This is a genomic window from Actinopolyspora xinjiangensis, assembly GCF_900104475.1.
In the GTDB taxonomy this organism is placed as follows: Bacteria; Actinomycetota; Actinomycetes; order Mycobacteriales; family Pseudonocardiaceae; genus Actinopolyspora; species Actinopolyspora xinjiangensis.
The window spans coordinates 96,597-112,910 of record NZ_FNJR01000004.1 but is presented as its reverse complement, the minus strand read 5'-3'; the positions used below and the strand labels follow the sequence as shown (position 1 = coordinate 112,910).

The 16,314-nt window shown below is 69.8% G+C and carries 13 protein-coding genes; 7 read left to right on the top strand and 6 right to left on the bottom strand.

Annotated features, from left to right (window positions below; translation table 11 throughout):
* Positions 1–45 precede the first annotated feature (45 nt).
* From BLQ75_RS07565 to lgt, 6 genes are all read left to right on the top strand, one after another.
* A complete protein-coding gene (locus tag BLQ75_RS07565; RefSeq protein WP_170837384.1) occupies positions 46–1,689 on the top strand; it encodes an anthranilate synthase component I in 1,644 nt (547 codons plus the stop codon).
* A gap of 97 nt (positions 1,690–1,786) precedes the next feature.
* The gene (locus tag BLQ75_RS07560; RefSeq protein ID WP_092600473.1) at positions 1,787–2,407 is read left to right on the top strand and encodes a Trp biosynthesis-associated membrane protein; all 621 of its coding nucleotides are present in this window, start codon (positions 1,787–1,789) and stop codon (positions 2,405–2,407) included.
* 310 nt (positions 2,408–2,717) lie between these two features.
* Complete coding sequence (gene trpC / locus BLQ75_RS07555; protein ID WP_092599956.1) at positions 2,718–3,530, top strand: indole-3-glycerol phosphate synthase TrpC; 813 nt, start codon at positions 2,718–2,720, stop codon at positions 3,528–3,530.
* An 8-nt stretch (positions 3,531–3,538) separates the two neighbouring features.
* Positions 3,539–4,822 carry a tryptophan synthase subunit beta gene (gene trpB / locus BLQ75_RS07550; protein WP_170837382.1) on the top strand — a complete coding sequence of 428 codons (1,284 nt, stop codon included), beginning with the start codon at positions 3,539–3,541 and terminating at the stop codon, positions 4,820–4,822.
* Entirely contained in the window at positions 4,819–5,640 is an 822-nt protein-coding gene (gene trpA, locus BLQ75_RS07545; RefSeq protein ID WP_092599953.1) for a tryptophan synthase subunit alpha, read from the top strand. The genes trpB and trpA overlap by 4 nt, the downstream gene beginning before the upstream one ends.
* Positions 5,641–5,685: 45 nt before the next feature.
* Positions 5,686–6,768 carry a prolipoprotein diacylglyceryl transferase gene (lgt, locus tag BLQ75_RS07540; protein ID WP_092599950.1) on the top strand — a complete coding sequence of 361 codons (1,083 nt, stop codon included), beginning with the start codon at positions 5,686–5,688 and terminating at the stop codon, positions 6,766–6,768.
* Between the two features lie 69 nt (positions 6,769–6,837).
* On the opposite strand, the gene BLQ75_RS07535 is transcribed toward lgt, so the two are convergent.
* The 4 genes from BLQ75_RS07535 to BLQ75_RS07520 form a co-directional block, all read right to left on the bottom strand.
* Positions 6,838–7,629, bottom strand: coding sequence for an ABC transporter ATP-binding protein (locus BLQ75_RS07535; RefSeq protein ID WP_092599947.1), 792 nt, complete (start codon positions 7,627–7,629; stop codon positions 6,838–6,840).
* 115 nt (positions 7,630–7,744) lie between these two features.
* Complete coding sequence (locus BLQ75_RS07530) at positions 7,745–8,836, bottom strand: FecCD family ABC transporter permease (protein ID WP_092599945.1); 1,092 nt, start codon at positions 8,834–8,836, stop codon at positions 7,745–7,747.
* Between the two features lie 9 nt (positions 8,837–8,845).
* A complete protein-coding gene (locus BLQ75_RS07525) occupies positions 8,846–9,802 on the bottom strand; it encodes an ABC transporter substrate-binding protein (RefSeq protein ID WP_092599942.1) in 957 nt (318 codons plus the stop codon).
* Between the two features lie 288 nt (positions 9,803–10,090).
* Positions 10,091–12,385: a HelD family protein gene (locus BLQ75_RS07520; RefSeq protein ID WP_092600470.1), complete on the bottom strand. Its 2,295-nt coding sequence runs from the start codon at positions 12,383–12,385 to the stop codon at positions 10,091–10,093.
* Between the two features lie 325 nt (positions 12,386–12,710).
* Here BLQ75_RS07520 and BLQ75_RS07515 point away from each other — a divergent pair, with 325 nt between their 5' ends.
* Positions 12,711–13,415 (top strand): FadR/GntR family transcriptional regulator, encoded by a 705-nt coding sequence (locus BLQ75_RS07515; RefSeq protein ID WP_092600468.1) that lies wholly within the window; start codon positions 12,711–12,713, stop codon positions 13,413–13,415.
* 60 nt (positions 13,416–13,475) lie between these two features.
* On the opposite strand, the gene BLQ75_RS07510 is transcribed toward BLQ75_RS07515, so the two are convergent.
* Both BLQ75_RS07510 and BLQ75_RS07505 read right to left on the bottom strand, forming a co-directional pair.
* Positions 13,476–15,878, bottom strand: a complete 2,403-nt coding sequence (locus tag BLQ75_RS07510) for an ATP-binding protein (RefSeq protein ID WP_092599939.1) — start codon at positions 15,876–15,878, stop codon at positions 13,476–13,478.
* A 20-nt stretch (positions 15,879–15,898) separates the two neighbouring features.
* Complete coding sequence (locus tag BLQ75_RS07505; RefSeq protein WP_211481226.1) at positions 15,899–16,306, bottom strand: VanZ family protein; 408 nt, start codon at positions 16,304–16,306, stop codon at positions 15,899–15,901.
* Positions 16,307–16,314 lie beyond the last annotated feature (8 nt).

The following is a 16,314-nucleotide window of genomic DNA, read 5'->3' as shown; positions in this document are numbered from 1 at the left end:
AATTTCGGGTCAGTCCCGGTAAGTCGCCACGAGCGGCCTGCGACAATGACTCCCATGGTCGGCGACGGTGACATCGGCACTACCAGCCCCTCGCGAGCCGAGTTCCGCGAGCTCGCGGCCGGGCGTCGGGTGATCCCGGTCGTGCGGCGACTGCTCGCGGATGACGAGACGCCGCTGGGGATCTATCGGAAACTGGCGCGCAACAGGTCCGGGACCTTCCTGTTCGAATCCGCCGAGAACGGTCGTTCCTGGTCGCGCTGGTCCTTCGTGGGGGTGCACAGTGCGGCGGCCCTCACGGTACGTGACGGTGATTCGTGCTGGCTGGGCACGCCACCGGACGGTTTACCCACCGACGGCGACCCGATGGAGACGCTGCGGGAGACCCTGCGGTTGCTGCACACCGATCCGCTGCCCGGACTGCCGCCGTTGACGGGCGGAATGGTCGGTTACCTCGGCTACGACACCGTCCGCAGGTTCGAGCTGTTGCCGGAGGACACCGAGGACGACCTCGGCATCCCGGAGATGGTGATGCTCTTCGCCACCGACCTCGCGGCGCTGGACCACCACGAGGGCACCGTCACGCTGATCGCCAACGCGGTCAACTGGGACGACAGTCCGGAACGGGTGGACGCCGCCTACGACGACGCCGTGGCCAGGCTCGACGCGATGACACGACGGTTGCACGAGCCCTCGCCTTCCACGGTGGCGGCCTTCTCGCGGCAGGAGCCGGAGTTCACCCGCCACCGCGACTCCGAACGGCACCGGGAGGCGGTCCTGCGCGCCAAGGAGGCCATCCACCAGGGCGAGGCGTTCCAGGTGGTCGTCTCGCAGCGTTTCGAGATGCGCACCGAGGCGCAGGCGCTGGATATCTACCGAATCCTGCGCACCACCAACCCGAGTCCCTACATGTACCTGCTGCGGTTGCCCGACCCGGTCGACGAACAGCCGTTCGACATCGTCGGCTCCAGTCCGGAGTCGCTGGTCAAGGTCAGGGACGGCCACGCCACGACCTACCCCATCGCCGGAACCCGTTGGCGGGGCGCGGACGAGGACGAGGACGTCGCCCTCGAGAAGGAGCTCATCAACGACGACAAGGAGCGTGCCGAGCACCTCATGCTCGTCGATCTCGCCCGCAACGACCTGGGAAGGGTGTGCCGGGCGGGCTCGGTGCACCCGGTGGAGTTCTTCCGTGTGGAGCGCTACAGCCACGTCATGCACATCGTGTCGTCGATCACCGGTGAACTCGGGGACGAGTACCACGCCTTCGACGCGGTGACCGCCTGCTTCCCGGCGGGGACGTTGTCCGGGGCACCCAAGCCCCGCGCCATGCGGATAATCGAGGAGCTGGAGCCGACGCGGCGCGCGCAGTACGGCGGAGTGGTCGGCTACTTCGACTTCGCCGGGAACGCCGACACCGCGATAGCCATCCGCACCGCTCTGCTGCGGCACGGCACCGCGTACGTGCAGGCTGGCGGCGGCATCGTCGCGGACTCGGATCCGGCCGCCGAGGACCAGGAGTGTCTGAACAAGGCGAAGGCGGTGCTCAGCGCCGTCGCCACGGCCGCGACCCTCCGGCGTCCGGACGGTGAGGCCGAGAGCGGGAGAGCCGGGGCCGCTCCGGACGGGCACCTCGACGACCGCCCGACGGCCTCACCCGCCGAGATGCTGGGAAGCTCGACTCCGAGCTGAGGACTCCAGCACGAGAGCCGGGGCGGAAGCGGCACGGGAGGTGCCCGCGGCTCCGGCTCACCGACCCGAGATCCCGATGTGGGGGTGTGAAACCGGCGTGACCACCCGACAGGAGTCGACCGAGCGGAGCGCGACGGGCCGTCGGTTGTTGGTTTCGTGCGTCATCGGCATGCTCGCCGCGGCCGTCGGGCTGTGGGCGGCGAGCTCGCTGGTGTGGACACGGCAGCGTTATCGGACACCGTTCTCCGGTGACGACGTGGCGCGGGTGACGGGGGAGGCGTTGCGTCCCGAGCTCGCGCCGTTGGCGTTGGCCACCCTCGCGGCGATCGCGGCGGTACTGGCGACCGGCGGTCTGTTGCGCCGAGTGATCGGCCTGGTGATCGTCCTCGAGGCCGTGCTGCTGGGATGGCGCCTGTTCGACTGGCTCGTTGGTCCGGCCGGGGTTTCGGAGGTTCCCGGTTCCCCGCCGGGAAGCAGGCCGTTGGAGGTGCGGGAGGTGCTGCCCTACGCTCCCGCGCTGATGGGAGCCTCGGCGTTGGTGCTCCTGCTGTGCGGGGCGGCGGTGCTCTTCGCCGCGCGACGGATGCCCGCCATGGGGTCGAAGTACTCCGCTCCCGCCGAAGCGCGTGAAACCCGTGATCCGGACCGGCGTCTCTGGGAGGATCTGGACGAAGGTCGTGACCCCACCGAAGCGGGTGACGGAGACGAGAACGGTTGATTCCCGGGAGGAAGGACCGTGGCCCCGCCACGGTTCGCCTGCGGAGCGCGCCGATCCCGGAACGGAGCTGTTTTCCCGGCGAGCAGCCTTCCCGAACACCGGCACCCAACACCGACAAGGGACCAAGGTCCTTGATGCGCTGGGACGTTGTTCCGCCCCCTGCGGCGGGCTTCACACTGAACGGGTTTAGCATCGATACCGCGACCGGCACGGCGGGGAAGGGGAGTGTCGTGATCGAGCGCGATAGGACGATCCGCGCGTATTGCCACCTGCGAGCAAGTGTCCGGCCGGCCCTGTGCGAGGTGCCCTCGTGAGCGTTTTGGACACGATCATCGAAGATGTCCGGCAGGACCTGGCCGCCCGTGAGGCGGAGGTTCCGTTCGAGGAGGTCAAAAAGCTTTCGGCGACCGCGCAACCCCCCAAGGACGTCTGGGCGGCACTGCACGAACCGGGCGTGGGGGTGATCGCGGAGGTGAAGCGGCGCAGCCCCTCCAAGGGGGAGCTGGCCGACATCGCCGAACCGGCCGATCTCGCCGCCGGCTACCACGAATCGGGTGCCCGGGTCATCAGCGTTCTCACCGAGCAACGTCGTTTCGGTGGTTCGCTGCGCGACCTGGACGCGGTGCGGGCCAGGGTCAGTGCGCCGATCCTGCGCAAGGACTTCATCGTCAGTCCCTACCAGGTGCACGAGGCCCGCGCGCACGGTGCCGACATGGTGCTGCTCATCGTCGCGGCCCTGGAACAGAACGCCCTCGAGGCGCTGCTGGACCGGGTGGAATCGCTCGGGATGATGGCCCTGGTCGAGGTGCACACCGCGGAGGAGGCCGATCGGGCCCTCGCGGCCGGTGGCAAGATCATCGGGATCAACGCGCGGGACCTGCACACTCTGGAGGTGGACCGCGACGTGTTCGGCCGGATCGCTCCGGGGCTTCCCGCCGGAGTGATCAAGATCGCGGAGTCCGGGGTGCGGGGACCGAGCGACCTGATGGCCTACGCCGGGTCCGGAGCCGATGCGGTACTGGTCGGTGAGGGCCTGGTCAGTAGTGACAACCCACGTGCGGCGTTGACGCAGTTGGTCACGGCGGGTTCTCACCCGGCCTGCCCGCGTCCCAGCCGCGGATAGGAAACCGGATGACAGCGCGAGACTCCGAGACCTCCTACGAGTCGGTGACGCCGGGAGGGACGGGCGTCAGCGGGCACGACCCCGACTCCGGCGGGCACTTCGGTTCCTACGGTGGTCGCTTCATGCCCGAAGCCCTGATCGCCGCGCAGGACGAGCTCGCGGCCGAGTACGACAAGGCGCGGGATGACCCGGAGTTCGTAGCCGAGCTCGAACGGCTGCTGCGTGACTACGCGGGCAGACCCTCCCCGCTGACCGAGGTCGAACGGTTCGGCGCCCATGCGGGGGGAGCACGGGTGCTGCTCAAGCGGGAGGACCTCAACCACACCGGCTCTCACAAGATCAACAACGTGTTGGGGCAGGCCCTGCTGGTCAAGCGCATGGGCAAGCGTCGGGTGATCGCCGAGACCGGGGCGGGGCAGCACGGCGTCGCGACCGCCACCGCCTGTGCGCTGCTCGATCTCGACTGCGTCATCTACATGGGTGCCACCGACACCCGGCGGCAGGCCCTCAACGTGGCGCGGATGCGGTTGCTCGGGGCCGAGGTCCGCCCGGTCGAGGCCGGTTCGGCCACCCTCAAGGACGCGATCAACGAGGCTCTGCGGGACTGGGTGACCAACGTCGCCGACACCCACTACCTGCTCGGTACGGCGGCGGGCGCCCACCCGTTTCCGCTGATGGTCCGCAACCTGCACAAGGTCATCGGTGAGGAGAGCAGGGAACAGGTGCTGCGCCGCACCGGTCGGCTGCCCGACGCGGTGGTCGCTTGCGTGGGGGGTGGTTCCAACGCCATCGGGATCTTCCACGGGTTCATAGACGACCCCGGCGTGCGCCTGGTCGGGATGGAGGCGGGCGGTCACGGACTCGACAGTGGTGAACACGGCGCCGCGCTCACCAGCGGTAGCCCGGGGACGCTGCACGGTGCCAGGTCCTACCTGCTACAGGACGAGGACGGCCAGATCGCCGAGGCCTACTCGATATCGGCCGGGCTGGACTACCCCGGCGTGGGGCCGGAGCACGCCTGGCTGGCCGACACCGGGCGTGCGGAGTACCGCGCCGTCACCGACGAGGAGGCGATGCACGCCTTCCGGTTGTTGTCGCGCACCGAGGGGATCATCCCGGCCATCGAGTCGGCCCACGCGCTGGCGGGGGCGTTGCGGTTGGGAGCCGAACTCGGCCCGGAGGCCGTGCTCGTGGTCAGCCTCTCCGGGCGGGGTGACAAGGACATGGACACTGCCGCGCACTACTTCGGCCTCGTGCCCGAGGCCGGGATCACCGGGGAGGACCAGGGGTGAGTCTGCACGAGGTATTCCGCGACTGCGCGGCACAACGACGCGCGGCCCTGATCGGTTATCTGCCGGCGGGGTTTCCCACCGTGCCCGACAGCGCCGAGCTGTTCCGCGCCATGGTGCGCGGCGACGGCGACACTCCCGGCTGTGACGTCGTCGAGATCGGCATTCCCTACTCGGATCCGGTGATGGACGGCCCGACCATCCAGGCGGCCGGTGGTGAGGCCCTGCGCAACGGTTTCAGAGTCCGGCAGTTGTTCGACCTCGTCGCGACGGTGGCCGAGGCGGGGGCGGCTCCGGTGGTGATGACCTACTGGAACCCGGTGCACCGCTACGGCCCCGATGCCTTCGCCCGGGACCTCGCCGCCGCGGGTGGTCTCGGGGTGATCACTCCGGACCTGATCCCGGACGAGGCCGACGAGTGGCTGACGGCGGCCCGACGGTACGACCTCGACCGGATCTTTCTGGTGGCACCGTCTTCCACCGACCGCAGGCTCGCCATGACCGCCGAGGCGGGGTCCGGGTTCCTCTACGCCGCGTCGGTGATGGGGGTGACCGGTGCTCGGGACTCGGTCTCCGGTTCCGCCCGCGATCTCGTGCGGCGCACCCGTGAGCACACCGAGCTGCCGATCGGAGTGGGGCTCGGGGTGCGCACCGCCGAACACGCCGCCGAGGTGGGTTCGTTCGCCGACGGTGTGATCGTCGGCTCCGCCTTCGTGAGCCGTGTCCGGCGGGAGGGGACCACCGGAGTCGCGGAGTTCGCCGCCGAACTCGGACGTGGCGTCCGCTCGAACCCGGCCCCGGTTCCCGAGGTCGTCGACTGAGGAGCCCGTGCCGATGCCCGCTCCGCCGCCCGTTACGGTGGTCGCGTGACTGTCGCGCTACCCGCCTCGGCGACCACCTACCTGGCCAACATCCCCAGCCCACCGCAGGGCGTGTGGTACGTCGGCCCGATCCCCGTTCGCGCGTACGCGCTGTGCATCATCGCGGGGATCGTCGTCGCGATCCTCTGGTCGGAACGTCGCTGGGTCGCTCGTGGCGGGCGCAAGGGTGCCGTCACCGACATCGCCGTGTTCGCCGTTCCCTTCGGGCTGGTCGGCGGCAGGCTCTACCACGTGATCACCGACTACTGGCGTTACTTCGGGCCGGGCAGTCCCAATCCGTGGTGGGACGTCTTCAAGATTTGGCAGGGCGGCCTCGGCATCTGGGGAGCCGTGGCGCTCGGCGCCGTCGGAGCCTGGATCGGCTGCCGGAGGCGCGGCATCCCGCTGCCCGCCTTCGCCGACGCGGTCGCCCCCGGCCTGGTGGTCGCGCAGGCCATCGGCAGACTCGGAAACTACTTCAACCAGGAGCTCTACGGCGGGCCGACGAACCTGCCGTGGGGGTTGGAGATATATCAGCGGGAGCCGAACCCGGTGACCGGTGTGGCGGTCAGTGACATCCCCGTCGAGGTGGTCCACCCGACCTTCCTCTACGAACTGCTGTGGAACCTGCTGGTGGCGCTGGTGCTGGTCTGGGCCGACCGCAGGTTCCGGCTGGGTCACGGCAGGGTGTTCGCGCTGTACGTGGCCGGATACACCGCCGGGCGGTTCTGGATCGAGATGATGCGCACCGATCCGGCCTCCACACCGTTCGATCTGGGCATCCGGGTCAACGTCTACGTCTCCGCGCTGGTCTTCCTGGGGGCGGTCGTCTACCTGCTGGTCGTGCGGCGCTCCAGGGAGGCCCCCGAGAGCCTGCTGGGCAAACCGTTACCAGGTGATCCCGACTACGGAGTGCGTCTACCCGACACACCCGCCGAGGTGGCACCGCCGCGGGACGACTCCCGGCAGGCGGCGGCCGGTGAGACCTCACTACCCGACGAGTCCGGGGAACCGGAAGGGGAAGATCGCCAGGAGCTGGACTCCCGGCGTGCCGACTCCACCGAGGACGAGCACGACAGGCACGACTAGCCGTTCCGCCGGGTGGGAAGGTTCCGGATCGGACGGGAGATCCGCGCGGCTCCTTCCCGCGCCGGCCGGTCACTCCCGTCCGCTCACCACCGACCGCGTCGGGGCCACCACGGGGGAACCGTCCGGCAGCGGCAGGATCGACACTCTCGCCGCGTAGCGCCGCCCCAGCAGCTCGGCCGTCAGCACCTCGTGCGGTGATCCCTCGGTACTCACCCGGCCGGTATCGAGCAGCAGCAGGTGCTCGGCGTACTGGCCCGCCATGGTCAGGTCGTGCAGCGTGGTCACCACGGTGGTGCCGCGCTCGCGCCGCAGCTCGTCGACCAGATCCAGCAGCGCCTGCGCGTGCCCCACGTCCAGTCCCGTGGTGGGCTCGTCGAGCAGCAGCACCCCCGTGCGCTGTGCCAGCGCCCTGGCCAGCACGGCACGCTGCCGTTCTCCGCCGGAGAGCTCGGACAGTTCCCGGCGGGCGAACCCGAGCAGGTCGAGTCGTTCCAGTACCTCGGTGACGATGTCGAGATCCCTGGCTCCCTCCCGGCCCAGTGGGCCGAGGTGGGGGGTGCGCCCCAGCAGCACGTAGTCGGTCACGGTCATGCCGACCGGCAGCTGCGGCAGCTGCGGCGCGTACCCGAGCAGCTTCGCCCGGTCCCGCTGCCGCAGCCCGCTGACGCTCCGGCCGTCCACCCGCACTCGGCCGGTGTGCCGCACCAAGCCGAGCATCGCCTTGAGCAGCGTGGACTTGCCGGAGCCGTTCGGCCCGATCACGCCCAGCCACCCACCGTCGCCGATTCCGGCCGATATCTCCGAGAGCACGGTGGTGCCGCGGTAGCCCGCGCTCAGCCCTTCGATTTCCACGGCGCTCATGTGAGTCGCCTTCCTGGTAGACGTGCGGTTGACGTTTCGCCCCGGTCACCGCGCACCGGAGGAGTCCGGACACCGTCGAGCGGGCTTCGGCACCGGGGCCGGGCCGCCGAGGCGTTCAACGTCGCCGGCTGGTGTGCAGCAACAACGCGAAGAAGGGGGCGCCGGTGAACGCTGTGATCACCCCGATCGGGAGCTCGGCGGGAGCCATCACGGTCCGGGCCAGCATGTCCGCACCGACCAGGAACGCGCCACCGAACAGCAGGGAGACCGGCACGATCACCCGGTAGCTTCCCCCGAGGGCCAGCCGCACCAGGTGCGGGACCACCAGCCCCACGAAACCGATCAGCCCGGCCACCGACACGGCCGAGGCGGTGGCCAGCGAAGCCGCCACCAGCACCAGGGCACGCACCCGTCCCGGCCGCACGCCAAGCGCCGCGGCCTCTTCGTCGCCGGTACCGAGCAGGTCCAGCAACCGCCCGCACGCGCACAGCACCACGACGGCCAGGCACAGCGCGGGCAGCACCGTCAGGACCTCGTTCCAACCGGTGGTGCTCAGCCTGCCCAGGATCCACATGTAGACCCGCTGCAACGATTCCACCCGCAGCTGCTGGACGAAGGTCTGCGCCGCGGTGAGAAAGGCCCCGACGGCCACCCCCGCCAGCACCAGCGTGGCGGTGTCCGAACCGGCCGACCGCCCGATCAGCCAGGTCAGCCCGACCCCGCCCAGCGCTCCCAGGAACGCCGCGACCTGTGCGATCCCGGTAGTGCCGAGGTTCACCTGCGGGATCGCCGTCACCACGACGGTCACGCTCAGCCCCGCTCCGGCGGCGGCACCCAGCAGGTAGGGGTCGGCCAGCGGATTGCGGAACACTCCCTGGAACGCGGCGCCGGAGATCGCCAGGGCACCTCCGACGAGGACGGCCAGTACCACGCGCGGAACCCGCAGTTGCCACAGTATCGCGGCCTCGCGTTCGGAAAGGGGGGACACTCCACCCGTCAGCTGGGCGCCGATCTCCGCCAGCACCCGCTGCCATCCCAGCTCGGCGGCTCCCGTCAGCACCGACACCAAAAGCAGTACCGCCAGAGCGGCGGTGCCGAGCAGCAGGTGAACCGGTCGCAGCGTGCTGCCGCGCGGCCGTCGGACGGGAGGGGGCGGGGTGTCGGGCCCCTCGGCCGTGTCTACCGAGGGGGATCGCGAGTCGCGCATCGGGCGGCGTCAGCTCTGCCTGGTGTCGTCTATCGCTTCGCTGATCGATCGGGCCAGTTCGACCACCCGAGGTCCCCAACGGCTGGCCACGTCCTCGTTCAGCTCGTAGACGTGTCCTTCCCGCACGGCGGTCAGGGTCTGCCAGCCGGGCCGGTTGCTTACCGCCTGCTCGCTGACCCCCGCCGTCTTGGTGTCGGCGAGGAAGATCATGTCGGGGTCGGCCCGCAGGATCCGCTCCTCGGACAGCTGGGGAAACTTCCCGCCCGCGGAGTCGGCTATGTTGTCGAGCCCGAACTTCTCGTAGACGCTGCCCACGAAACTCTTCGAGGTGGCCGTGAAGTGGTCGGGGCTGACCTCGTGGTAGTAGGTCAACGACCCCTCGGGGTCGGGGGCCTGCCGGACCAGCTCGTCGATCTCGGAACGGATCCGACGCACCGTGTCGGCGGCCTCGTCACCGTGACCGGTGGCCCGGCCGAGCGCCTTCATCTGCTCGTAAGCCGCCCGCAGGTCCGTGGCGGAAGGGGTGAGCAGCACCGGGATGTCGAGCTCGCGCAGCCCCTTGGCCAACTCACCGGCGCTGCCGGCCTGCGCGATCACGAGGTCCGGCCGGTATTCCGAAACCGTGCTCGCCCCGACGTTGAGCGCGGAGATGTCCTCGCGCGGCGCGCGTTCGGGATAAGTGGAGTACTCGTCCACGGCCACGACCTGCTCGCCCGCCCCGATCTCGTAGAGCACCTCGGTGGCTGTGGGACTCAGCGAGACGATGCGCTTCGGCTGCTCGGGCAGCGTCACCGGGTCCTGCCCGGGAAGCTCCACGCGCACTGGAAAAGCCGAAGCCGGATCGTCGCCCCGCCCGGTCTCCTCGTCGGGGGAGGAGCGCTGGGCGCACGAGGTGGTCCCCGCGAGCAGCGCGACGAGTGCCAGCAGCATGGTCACGCCGCGGCGGAATCCGATTGTCCGACTCATGGTGTCCTCGGTCTCGGTCGGTGCCCCGCGGCGCCCGCCGATCGGCCGACGCCGCGTTCCTGCACCGGGAACGGCGGTCGTCGATGTCGTGTCCGAGGCGGCCGCTCCCGGCCCGGCCTCCCCGGTACTTCACGGCTGCGGGAGACGCACCGGACTCGTTCCGGATTTCCTACGCACGACATCACGAAAGCCGCGCCCCTGTGTTCGGGCGTGGCTTCCTGATCAGCAAAGATACCATCCCGTCCCGTTCGGGGATCCTCGTCCGGTGCGTCCGGCCCTCGCGTCGGGTCACAGGTCGAGGCTCCGCAGCGATGCGGGTAGGTCGCCGTGGTGCAGGATGCTCAACCTGGTCGTGGTCCTGGTCAGCGCCACGTAGATGTCGCTTACCCCTCTGGGGGACTGCTCGAGTATCCCGGTCGGATCGACCAGGAGCACGCTGTCGAACTCCAAGCCCTTGGCCTGTTCGACGGTGAGCACCATGACCGGGGACTCCAGCCCCTCCGGCTGTGGCCCCACAGTGGTCCGGGGGACCAGTTCGCCGACCCGTCGGCCGAGTTCCTCCTGCCGGTCCGGTGGGCAGAGCACCGCCACGTGCCCCCCGTCGACGGCTTCCAGCTCCTCGGCGGCCAGCCCGGCGGCGCGGCTCGCCGTCTCCTCCTCGGAGGTACGCAGCGACGAGGGCTCGACGCCGGTGCCGCGAACCGAGTTGGGCACGGACAGGTCGACGTCCATCTCGTCGAGCAGCGGAGCGGCGATCGACATGATCTCGGCCGGGGTGCGGTAGTTGACGGTGAGCTCCTCCAGGCGCCAACGGCGAGCCACGTAAGGTTCGAGCACATCGTGCCAGGACGAGGCGCCAGCCGCCGAGCCGGTCTGCGCGATGTCGCCCACCACGGTCATGGACCGGCTCGGGCACCGCCGCATGATCACCCGCCACGCCATCGCCGACAGCTCCTGCGCCTCGTCGACGATCACGTGGCCGAAGGTCCAGGTACGGTCCCCGGCGGCTCGTTCCGCGGCCGTGAGATCGCTGTCGGTGCGGTGCCGCTCCGCGAGCAGATCGGCGTCGAGCACGTCCGAGACTCGCAGCTGCTCGGGATCGATGATCTCCTCGTCCTGCTCCATAATGTGCAGCACGCCCTCGGCGTAGGCGAGTTCCTCCCGTTCCTGCCGCAGCCGCGCCTGTTGCTGCTCCGAGTCGTCCTCGCCCAGCAGCTCGGCCAGTTCGTCGAGCAGTGGAGCGTCCGCGGGGGTCCACTCGGCTCCCGGCTCGCGCGACAGCGCCTCGCGCTCGGACTCGTCGAAGTACCTGCGCGCCGCCCGCTTGAGACGGTCGGGTGAACTGAGCAGCTCGTCCAGTAACCGGGTCGGTTCGATCTCCGGCCACAGCTGTTCGAGTGCCTCGCACACCTGGTCGTCGGCCCGCAGCTCGGCTGCGATGTCGTCGATGTCTCGCTGGTCCAGCAGGTCCCGGCCGTACCGGTCGGCGACCTGCAGCGCCAGCGCGGAGAACATCTCGCGGCGGAAGATCTTCCTGGCCTCGTTGTGGGGCTTGCGCGAGCGCCGTGCCTTGGTGCGCGCCTGGCTGCAGGTGCTCTTGTCGATGTGGAGCGGCTCGCGGTCGAAAGTCACCTCGATGTACTTCCGCGGCACCTGCTGGCGGTCCCGCACGGCGTTGTTGAGCACCGAGACCATGTCCGTGCGGCCCTTGAGCTCGGCGGCTGTGGCCGACTCCGTGGCCGTGGCGGCCACCCCGGGGTACAGCTCGCCGACGGTGGACAGCAGCACCCCGGTCTCTCCGAGGGAGGGGAGAACCTGGCCGATGTAGCGCAGGAACGTCTTGTTGGGGCCGACCACCAGCACCCCGCGCCTGGTCAACTGCTGTCGGTAGGTGTAGAGCAGGTAGGCGGCTCGGTGCAGTGCCACCGCGGTCTTGCCGGTGCCGGGACCTCCCTGCACGACCAGGACCCCGTTCATGCCGCTGCGGATGATGCGGTCCTGCTCGGCCTGGATGGTCGCGACGATGTCGCCCATCTGACCGGTGCGGCGTTCGTCGAGCGCGGCCAGCAGAGTCGCCTCACCGGCCAGCCCCAGGTGGCTGCCCTGCTCGGCGGAGTCCAGGTCGAGAACCTCGTCCTCCAGGTCCGTGACGGTGCGCCTGGTGGTGCGGATGTGCCTGCGCCGCACCACACCGTCCCGCGAGGCCGCCGTGGCCAGGTAGAACGGCCGCGCGGCCGGGGCGCGCCAGTCGATCAGCAACGGCGCGTACTCGTTCTCCTCGTCGAACAGACCGAGCCTGCCGATGTGGAACCGCTCATCGCTGTCCAGGTCGAGCCTGCCGAAGCACAACCCGTTCTCCACCGCACTGAGCTGCGAGAGCTTGTCGATGTGCATCTTGGTGGAGATGTCGCGCTCGGTACGCGCCTGCGGAGTCCCTCCGGTCTCGCGCAGCGTTTCGGCCAGGCGTTTGCTGTTGTACCGCCGCAGTTCATCGAGCTTGTCGTAGAGCATCGAGACGTACCGCTGCTCGGCGGCGACGCTGTCGGCGTGGTCAAGTTCCCGATCGGCTCGGGTTTCGGACACGACTCCACCTCGTGCGGTCATGCGCGTTGGAACAGGACGGGCGTGGGCTTTCCGGGGCACGGCGGTGCGCTCCGCGACACCGCGGCCCGCCAACAGGCCCGACGAACCAGTGTACTCCGGTGGGGACGGAACCGTCGGGTGCAGTTGATCGTGGAACGTGCTGTTGCCCGTGCCGCACCCTCCGGTCCGATCCCACGTCGACGGGGACGGAGGACTATTCTCGTCGGCTGGAACGTGGACGTGCCACATCCGTACCCGGCACCGCCGTGCCGGTGCGAAGCGCGGGGCGAGGCGATGGCCGGGAGATGTGTCGAACGGAGCCGGCATGAGTGGAGGACTGCACGGGGAGATCGTCGAGACACTGGGGCGGGAGATCAGTGCGGGCGTTCATCCCCCGGGCAGCGTGTTGCGTGGTGAGGACCTCGAACAGCGTTTCGGAATATCGCGCACCGTGGTGCGCGAAGTGGTGCGTACGTTGGCCTCCATCCGGCTCGTGGTGGGGCGGCAGCGTGTCGGGATCGTCGTCCGACCCCGTGAGGAGTGGAACACGTTCGATCCCACGTTGATTCGCTGGTTGCTGGAGGCCGACCGGGCCAACCAGGTCAAGACGCTCATCGAACTGCGCACGGCGGTGGAACCGGTGGCGGCCGGTGCCGCCGCTCAGCGTGCCCCCGCCGAGGACGTGGCGGAACTGCTCCGCATCGGCGAGCGGATGAACGAGCTGGCCGAGGCGGGCGACCTCGAAGGGTTCCTGGAGGCCGACGTGTCGTTTCACTCACTGGTGCTACGGGCTTCGGGTAACGAGATGTTCGCTCAGCTGCACGAGGTCGTGCGGGAGGTGTTGCGTTGGCGGACCGAGCAGGGTCTGATGCCCGCCCACCCCGAACCGCTGGCTGTCGGTCTGCACAGTGAGATCGCGCGGTGCATCGAGCGGGGACATCACGAACGGGCCGAGACGGCGATGCGCGAGCTGGTGGCCGAGGCGTTGCACGGTACCCTGCGGCTGTTGGAGTCCGGCGGGGTGGAGTGAGTCCGTTCACCCCGATAGGGCCGCTGCGCTCTGCGCCGATCACCGTACTTTCCGACGTTCTTACCGGCCGCCCTGCTCGGAGCGCATCTCGGCTACCCATCCCGCGATCTGGGCCCGTGACGTGAAGTCCAGCTTGGTCAGGATGTGCTGCACGTGCCCCTCGACGGTGCGTAGCGCGATGACCAGTTGCTCGGCGATCTCCTTGTTGGTTCGCCCTTGAGCCACCAGCTGCGCGATCTCCCGTTCCCGGTTGGTGAGCGGCATCGGGTGCACGTTCTCCCGCGAGCTCTCCCGGGAACGCTGCTTGACCTCCAGCGCGAAGTCGATCGCGGTGTCGTGTTGCCAGTGGTAACCCCGGTCGAAGGCGTCACCGTAGGTCTCGTCGCCGAGCGCCTCACGGGTGGCGACCAGGTGAGCGCGGTGCTGCTCGGCGAACGTGGCGTAGAGGTTCGGTGTGGAGCGCGCGGACTCCCAGGCTCCCCCGGCGGCGCCGAACAGCCGGGCCGCGCGCCTGTCGTTGCCCCGCAGATGCGCGACCCAGGCCAGCGTGTCCAGGCTGAACGCGATCGCCAGCCGGTTGTCCAGTCTCCGTTGCAGCCTGAGCGCTTCCTTCAGCGCGGGCTCTGCCCGGTCGAGTCTGTCCTCGGCCGTTTTGAGGTAGCCGATCGCCCAGAGCGTCCAGGACCGCCAGTAAACCTCGCCGCGGCCGGTGGTGATCGCCAGCGCGTCGTCGAGCAGTTCCAGGCCGTCCCGCGTCCTGCCGTCCAATGCGTGCGCGAGCCCCAGACCGATCAGCGCGAACAGTTCCCCTTGCTTCTCGGCGCCGCGTCGGAACGTTTCCAGGGCGTCGTCCAGCAGTCTTGTCGCGTTGGCCGCGTCCTGCTCGAACAGGGCCACCATCCCGTAGGTGCGCGTCAGGTGGGCACGTTCCAGCGGTGCATCCCGTCCCCGGAGCGTGGCGGTCGCGGTGTCCAGTGAACCGCGTGCCCCGGCCACGTCACCGTGCAGCAGGGTGAACCAGGCGCTGGCGGCCAGGGCGGCGGCTCGTTCCCGCGGTGCCCGGTGCGTCCCGGTCAGCGCCAGGGTGCGGTCCAACCAGTAGCGCGCCTCGGTGTGGGCCCCTCGGAGCTGCCAGTAGCGTCCCAGCGCGGTGGCCAGGCGCAGCGCGACAGCGGGGCCGCCCGCCACCGATCCCGCTTCCTCGGAGTGCGGTTCGCCGCCGGTCCCTCCGCCGTCGCCGTGCTCGGTCACGGAGTGCAGCGCCGCCCGGAGATTCGCCTGTTCGGTGCGCAGCCGTCGGACCCACTCGACCTGCTCGGCGCCCAGCCACTCGGCGGCGAAGCGCTGCACGATGCTGGTGTACCAGTGGCGGTGCCTCGCCTCGGCCTCCGGGCGTTCGCCCGCCGCCCAGAGCTTCTCCAGGCCGTACTCGCGCAGTGTGTGCGGCAGCAGGTAGCGGCTGGGGCCGTCGCTGCGTTCGAGCAGCAGCACCGATTTGTCCACCAGCGCGTGCACCAGCGAGGCGGCGTGGGACCGTTCGGTGGTGCCGTCGATCACGTACTCGGCGGCCTCCAGGTCGAAGCTGCCGGAGAACACCGACAGGTGTGCCCATGCCCGGCGTTCCGGCTCCGTGCACAGGTCGTAGCTCCAGTCGATCAGTGCCCGCAGGGTCTGCTGCCGCGGTGGTGCTCCGCTGCGGCCGCCGCTGAGCAGCTCGTAGCGCTCGTCGAGCCGTTCCTCCAGCTGCCGGGGGGACAGTGAGCGCAGCCGCACCACGGCCAGCTCCATCGCCAGTGGGTTTCCGTCCAGCCGGTGGCACAGTCGCATCAGCACCGGTGCGTTGTCCGGCGTCACCTCGAACTCGGGAACCACGGCACGGGCGCGGTCGACGAACAGCCGCACCGCCGCGTACTGCTCGTAAGCCTCGGCGGCTGGCAGCTGTTCCGGGTCGGGAGCTTGCAGTGGCGGTACGACGAGGGTGCTCTCGCCCGCCGCGCCGAGCGACTGCCTGCTCGTGGCCAGCACGCGAAGCCCCGGGCAGGCGCGGGTCAGCGTGTCCACCAGGTCGACGCAGGCCCGCACCAGGTGTTCGCAGTTGTCCAGCACCAGCAGCGCTTCGCGCTCCCGGAAGTGCTCGACGAGGTTGTCGAGCTCGTCGCCGCCCGAGGTCTCCGGGACGTTCAGCTGCTCGGTGACGGTGGCGGGCACGAGATCCGGGTCGCGCAGCTCCCCCAACTCCACCTGCCAGGTCTTGTCCCGGAAGGAACGACTCATGTTGGCGGCGACCCGCAGCGCGAGGCGGCTCTTGCCGATGCCGCCGGGGCCGGTCAGGGTCACCACCCTCGACTCCGCGAGCAGTCGTTTGGTCAGCGTGATCTCGCGACGCCTGCCGACGAAGCTCGTTACCTCTGCCGGGAGGTTGCCGCCGGCAGCGCGTGAGCGGGCCCGTGCGGTGGAGTCCACACCTTGGAGGATACCTCCGTTCACTCTCCCGAACCCGGCTCGCGCTCCGAGAGCGAGAGCTGTGCGCTGGAACGATGTTTCCTCACTCGAAGGTGTGAGTTTCGGTGGCCCTTCCGGGGAGTCTTTCGTCGGAGACGCGTCGCCAGGACGTAGCCGATCGCCGTTCCGCACAGGTCCGCGAGCGTGTCCAGCGGATCCGCGTCGCGCCGCAGCGGCAGTACCTGCTGCAGCGTCTCGGAGAGCGGGGCGTAGCACACCAGGCACGGCAGCAGCACCGCGTCGGAGATCCGGGCGAGCCCACCGGTCAGCGCGAGCACGGCGAACAGCGCCAGGTGCACCAGCTTGTCCGTGCCGGGCGGGGCGTCGGGAACGCCCCCCGAGGGGGTGAAAAGAATCACCTGGCTCGCCACGCAGCTCAGTACGAACAACGCGCGGT

What these genes read in the sequence shown, in the direction of transcription:
- BLQ75_RS07525 (WP_092599942.1), bottom strand. Translation starts at nt 9,802, where the DNA reads ATGAGTCGGACAATCGGATTCCGCCGCGGCGTGACCATGCTGCTGGCA.
- BLQ75_RS07535 (WP_092599947.1), bottom strand. Translation starts at nt 7,629, where the DNA reads ATGAGCGCCGTGGAAATCGAAGGGCTGAGCGCGGGCTACCGCGGCACC.
- BLQ75_RS07530 (WP_092599945.1), bottom strand. Translation starts at nt 8,836, where the DNA reads ATGCGCGACTCGCGATCCCCCTCGGTAGACACGGCCGAGGGGCCCGAC.
- BLQ75_RS07565 (WP_170837384.1), top strand. Translation starts at nt 46, where the DNA reads ATGACTCCCATGGTCGGCGACGGTGACATCGGCACTACCAGCCCCTCG.
- BLQ75_RS07515 (WP_092600468.1), top strand. Translation starts at nt 12,711, where the DNA reads ATGAGTGGAGGACTGCACGGGGAGATCGTCGAGACACTGGGGCGGGAG.
- trpB (WP_170837382.1), top strand. Translation starts at nt 3,539, where the DNA reads ATGACAGCGCGAGACTCCGAGACCTCCTACGAGTCGGTGACGCCGGGA.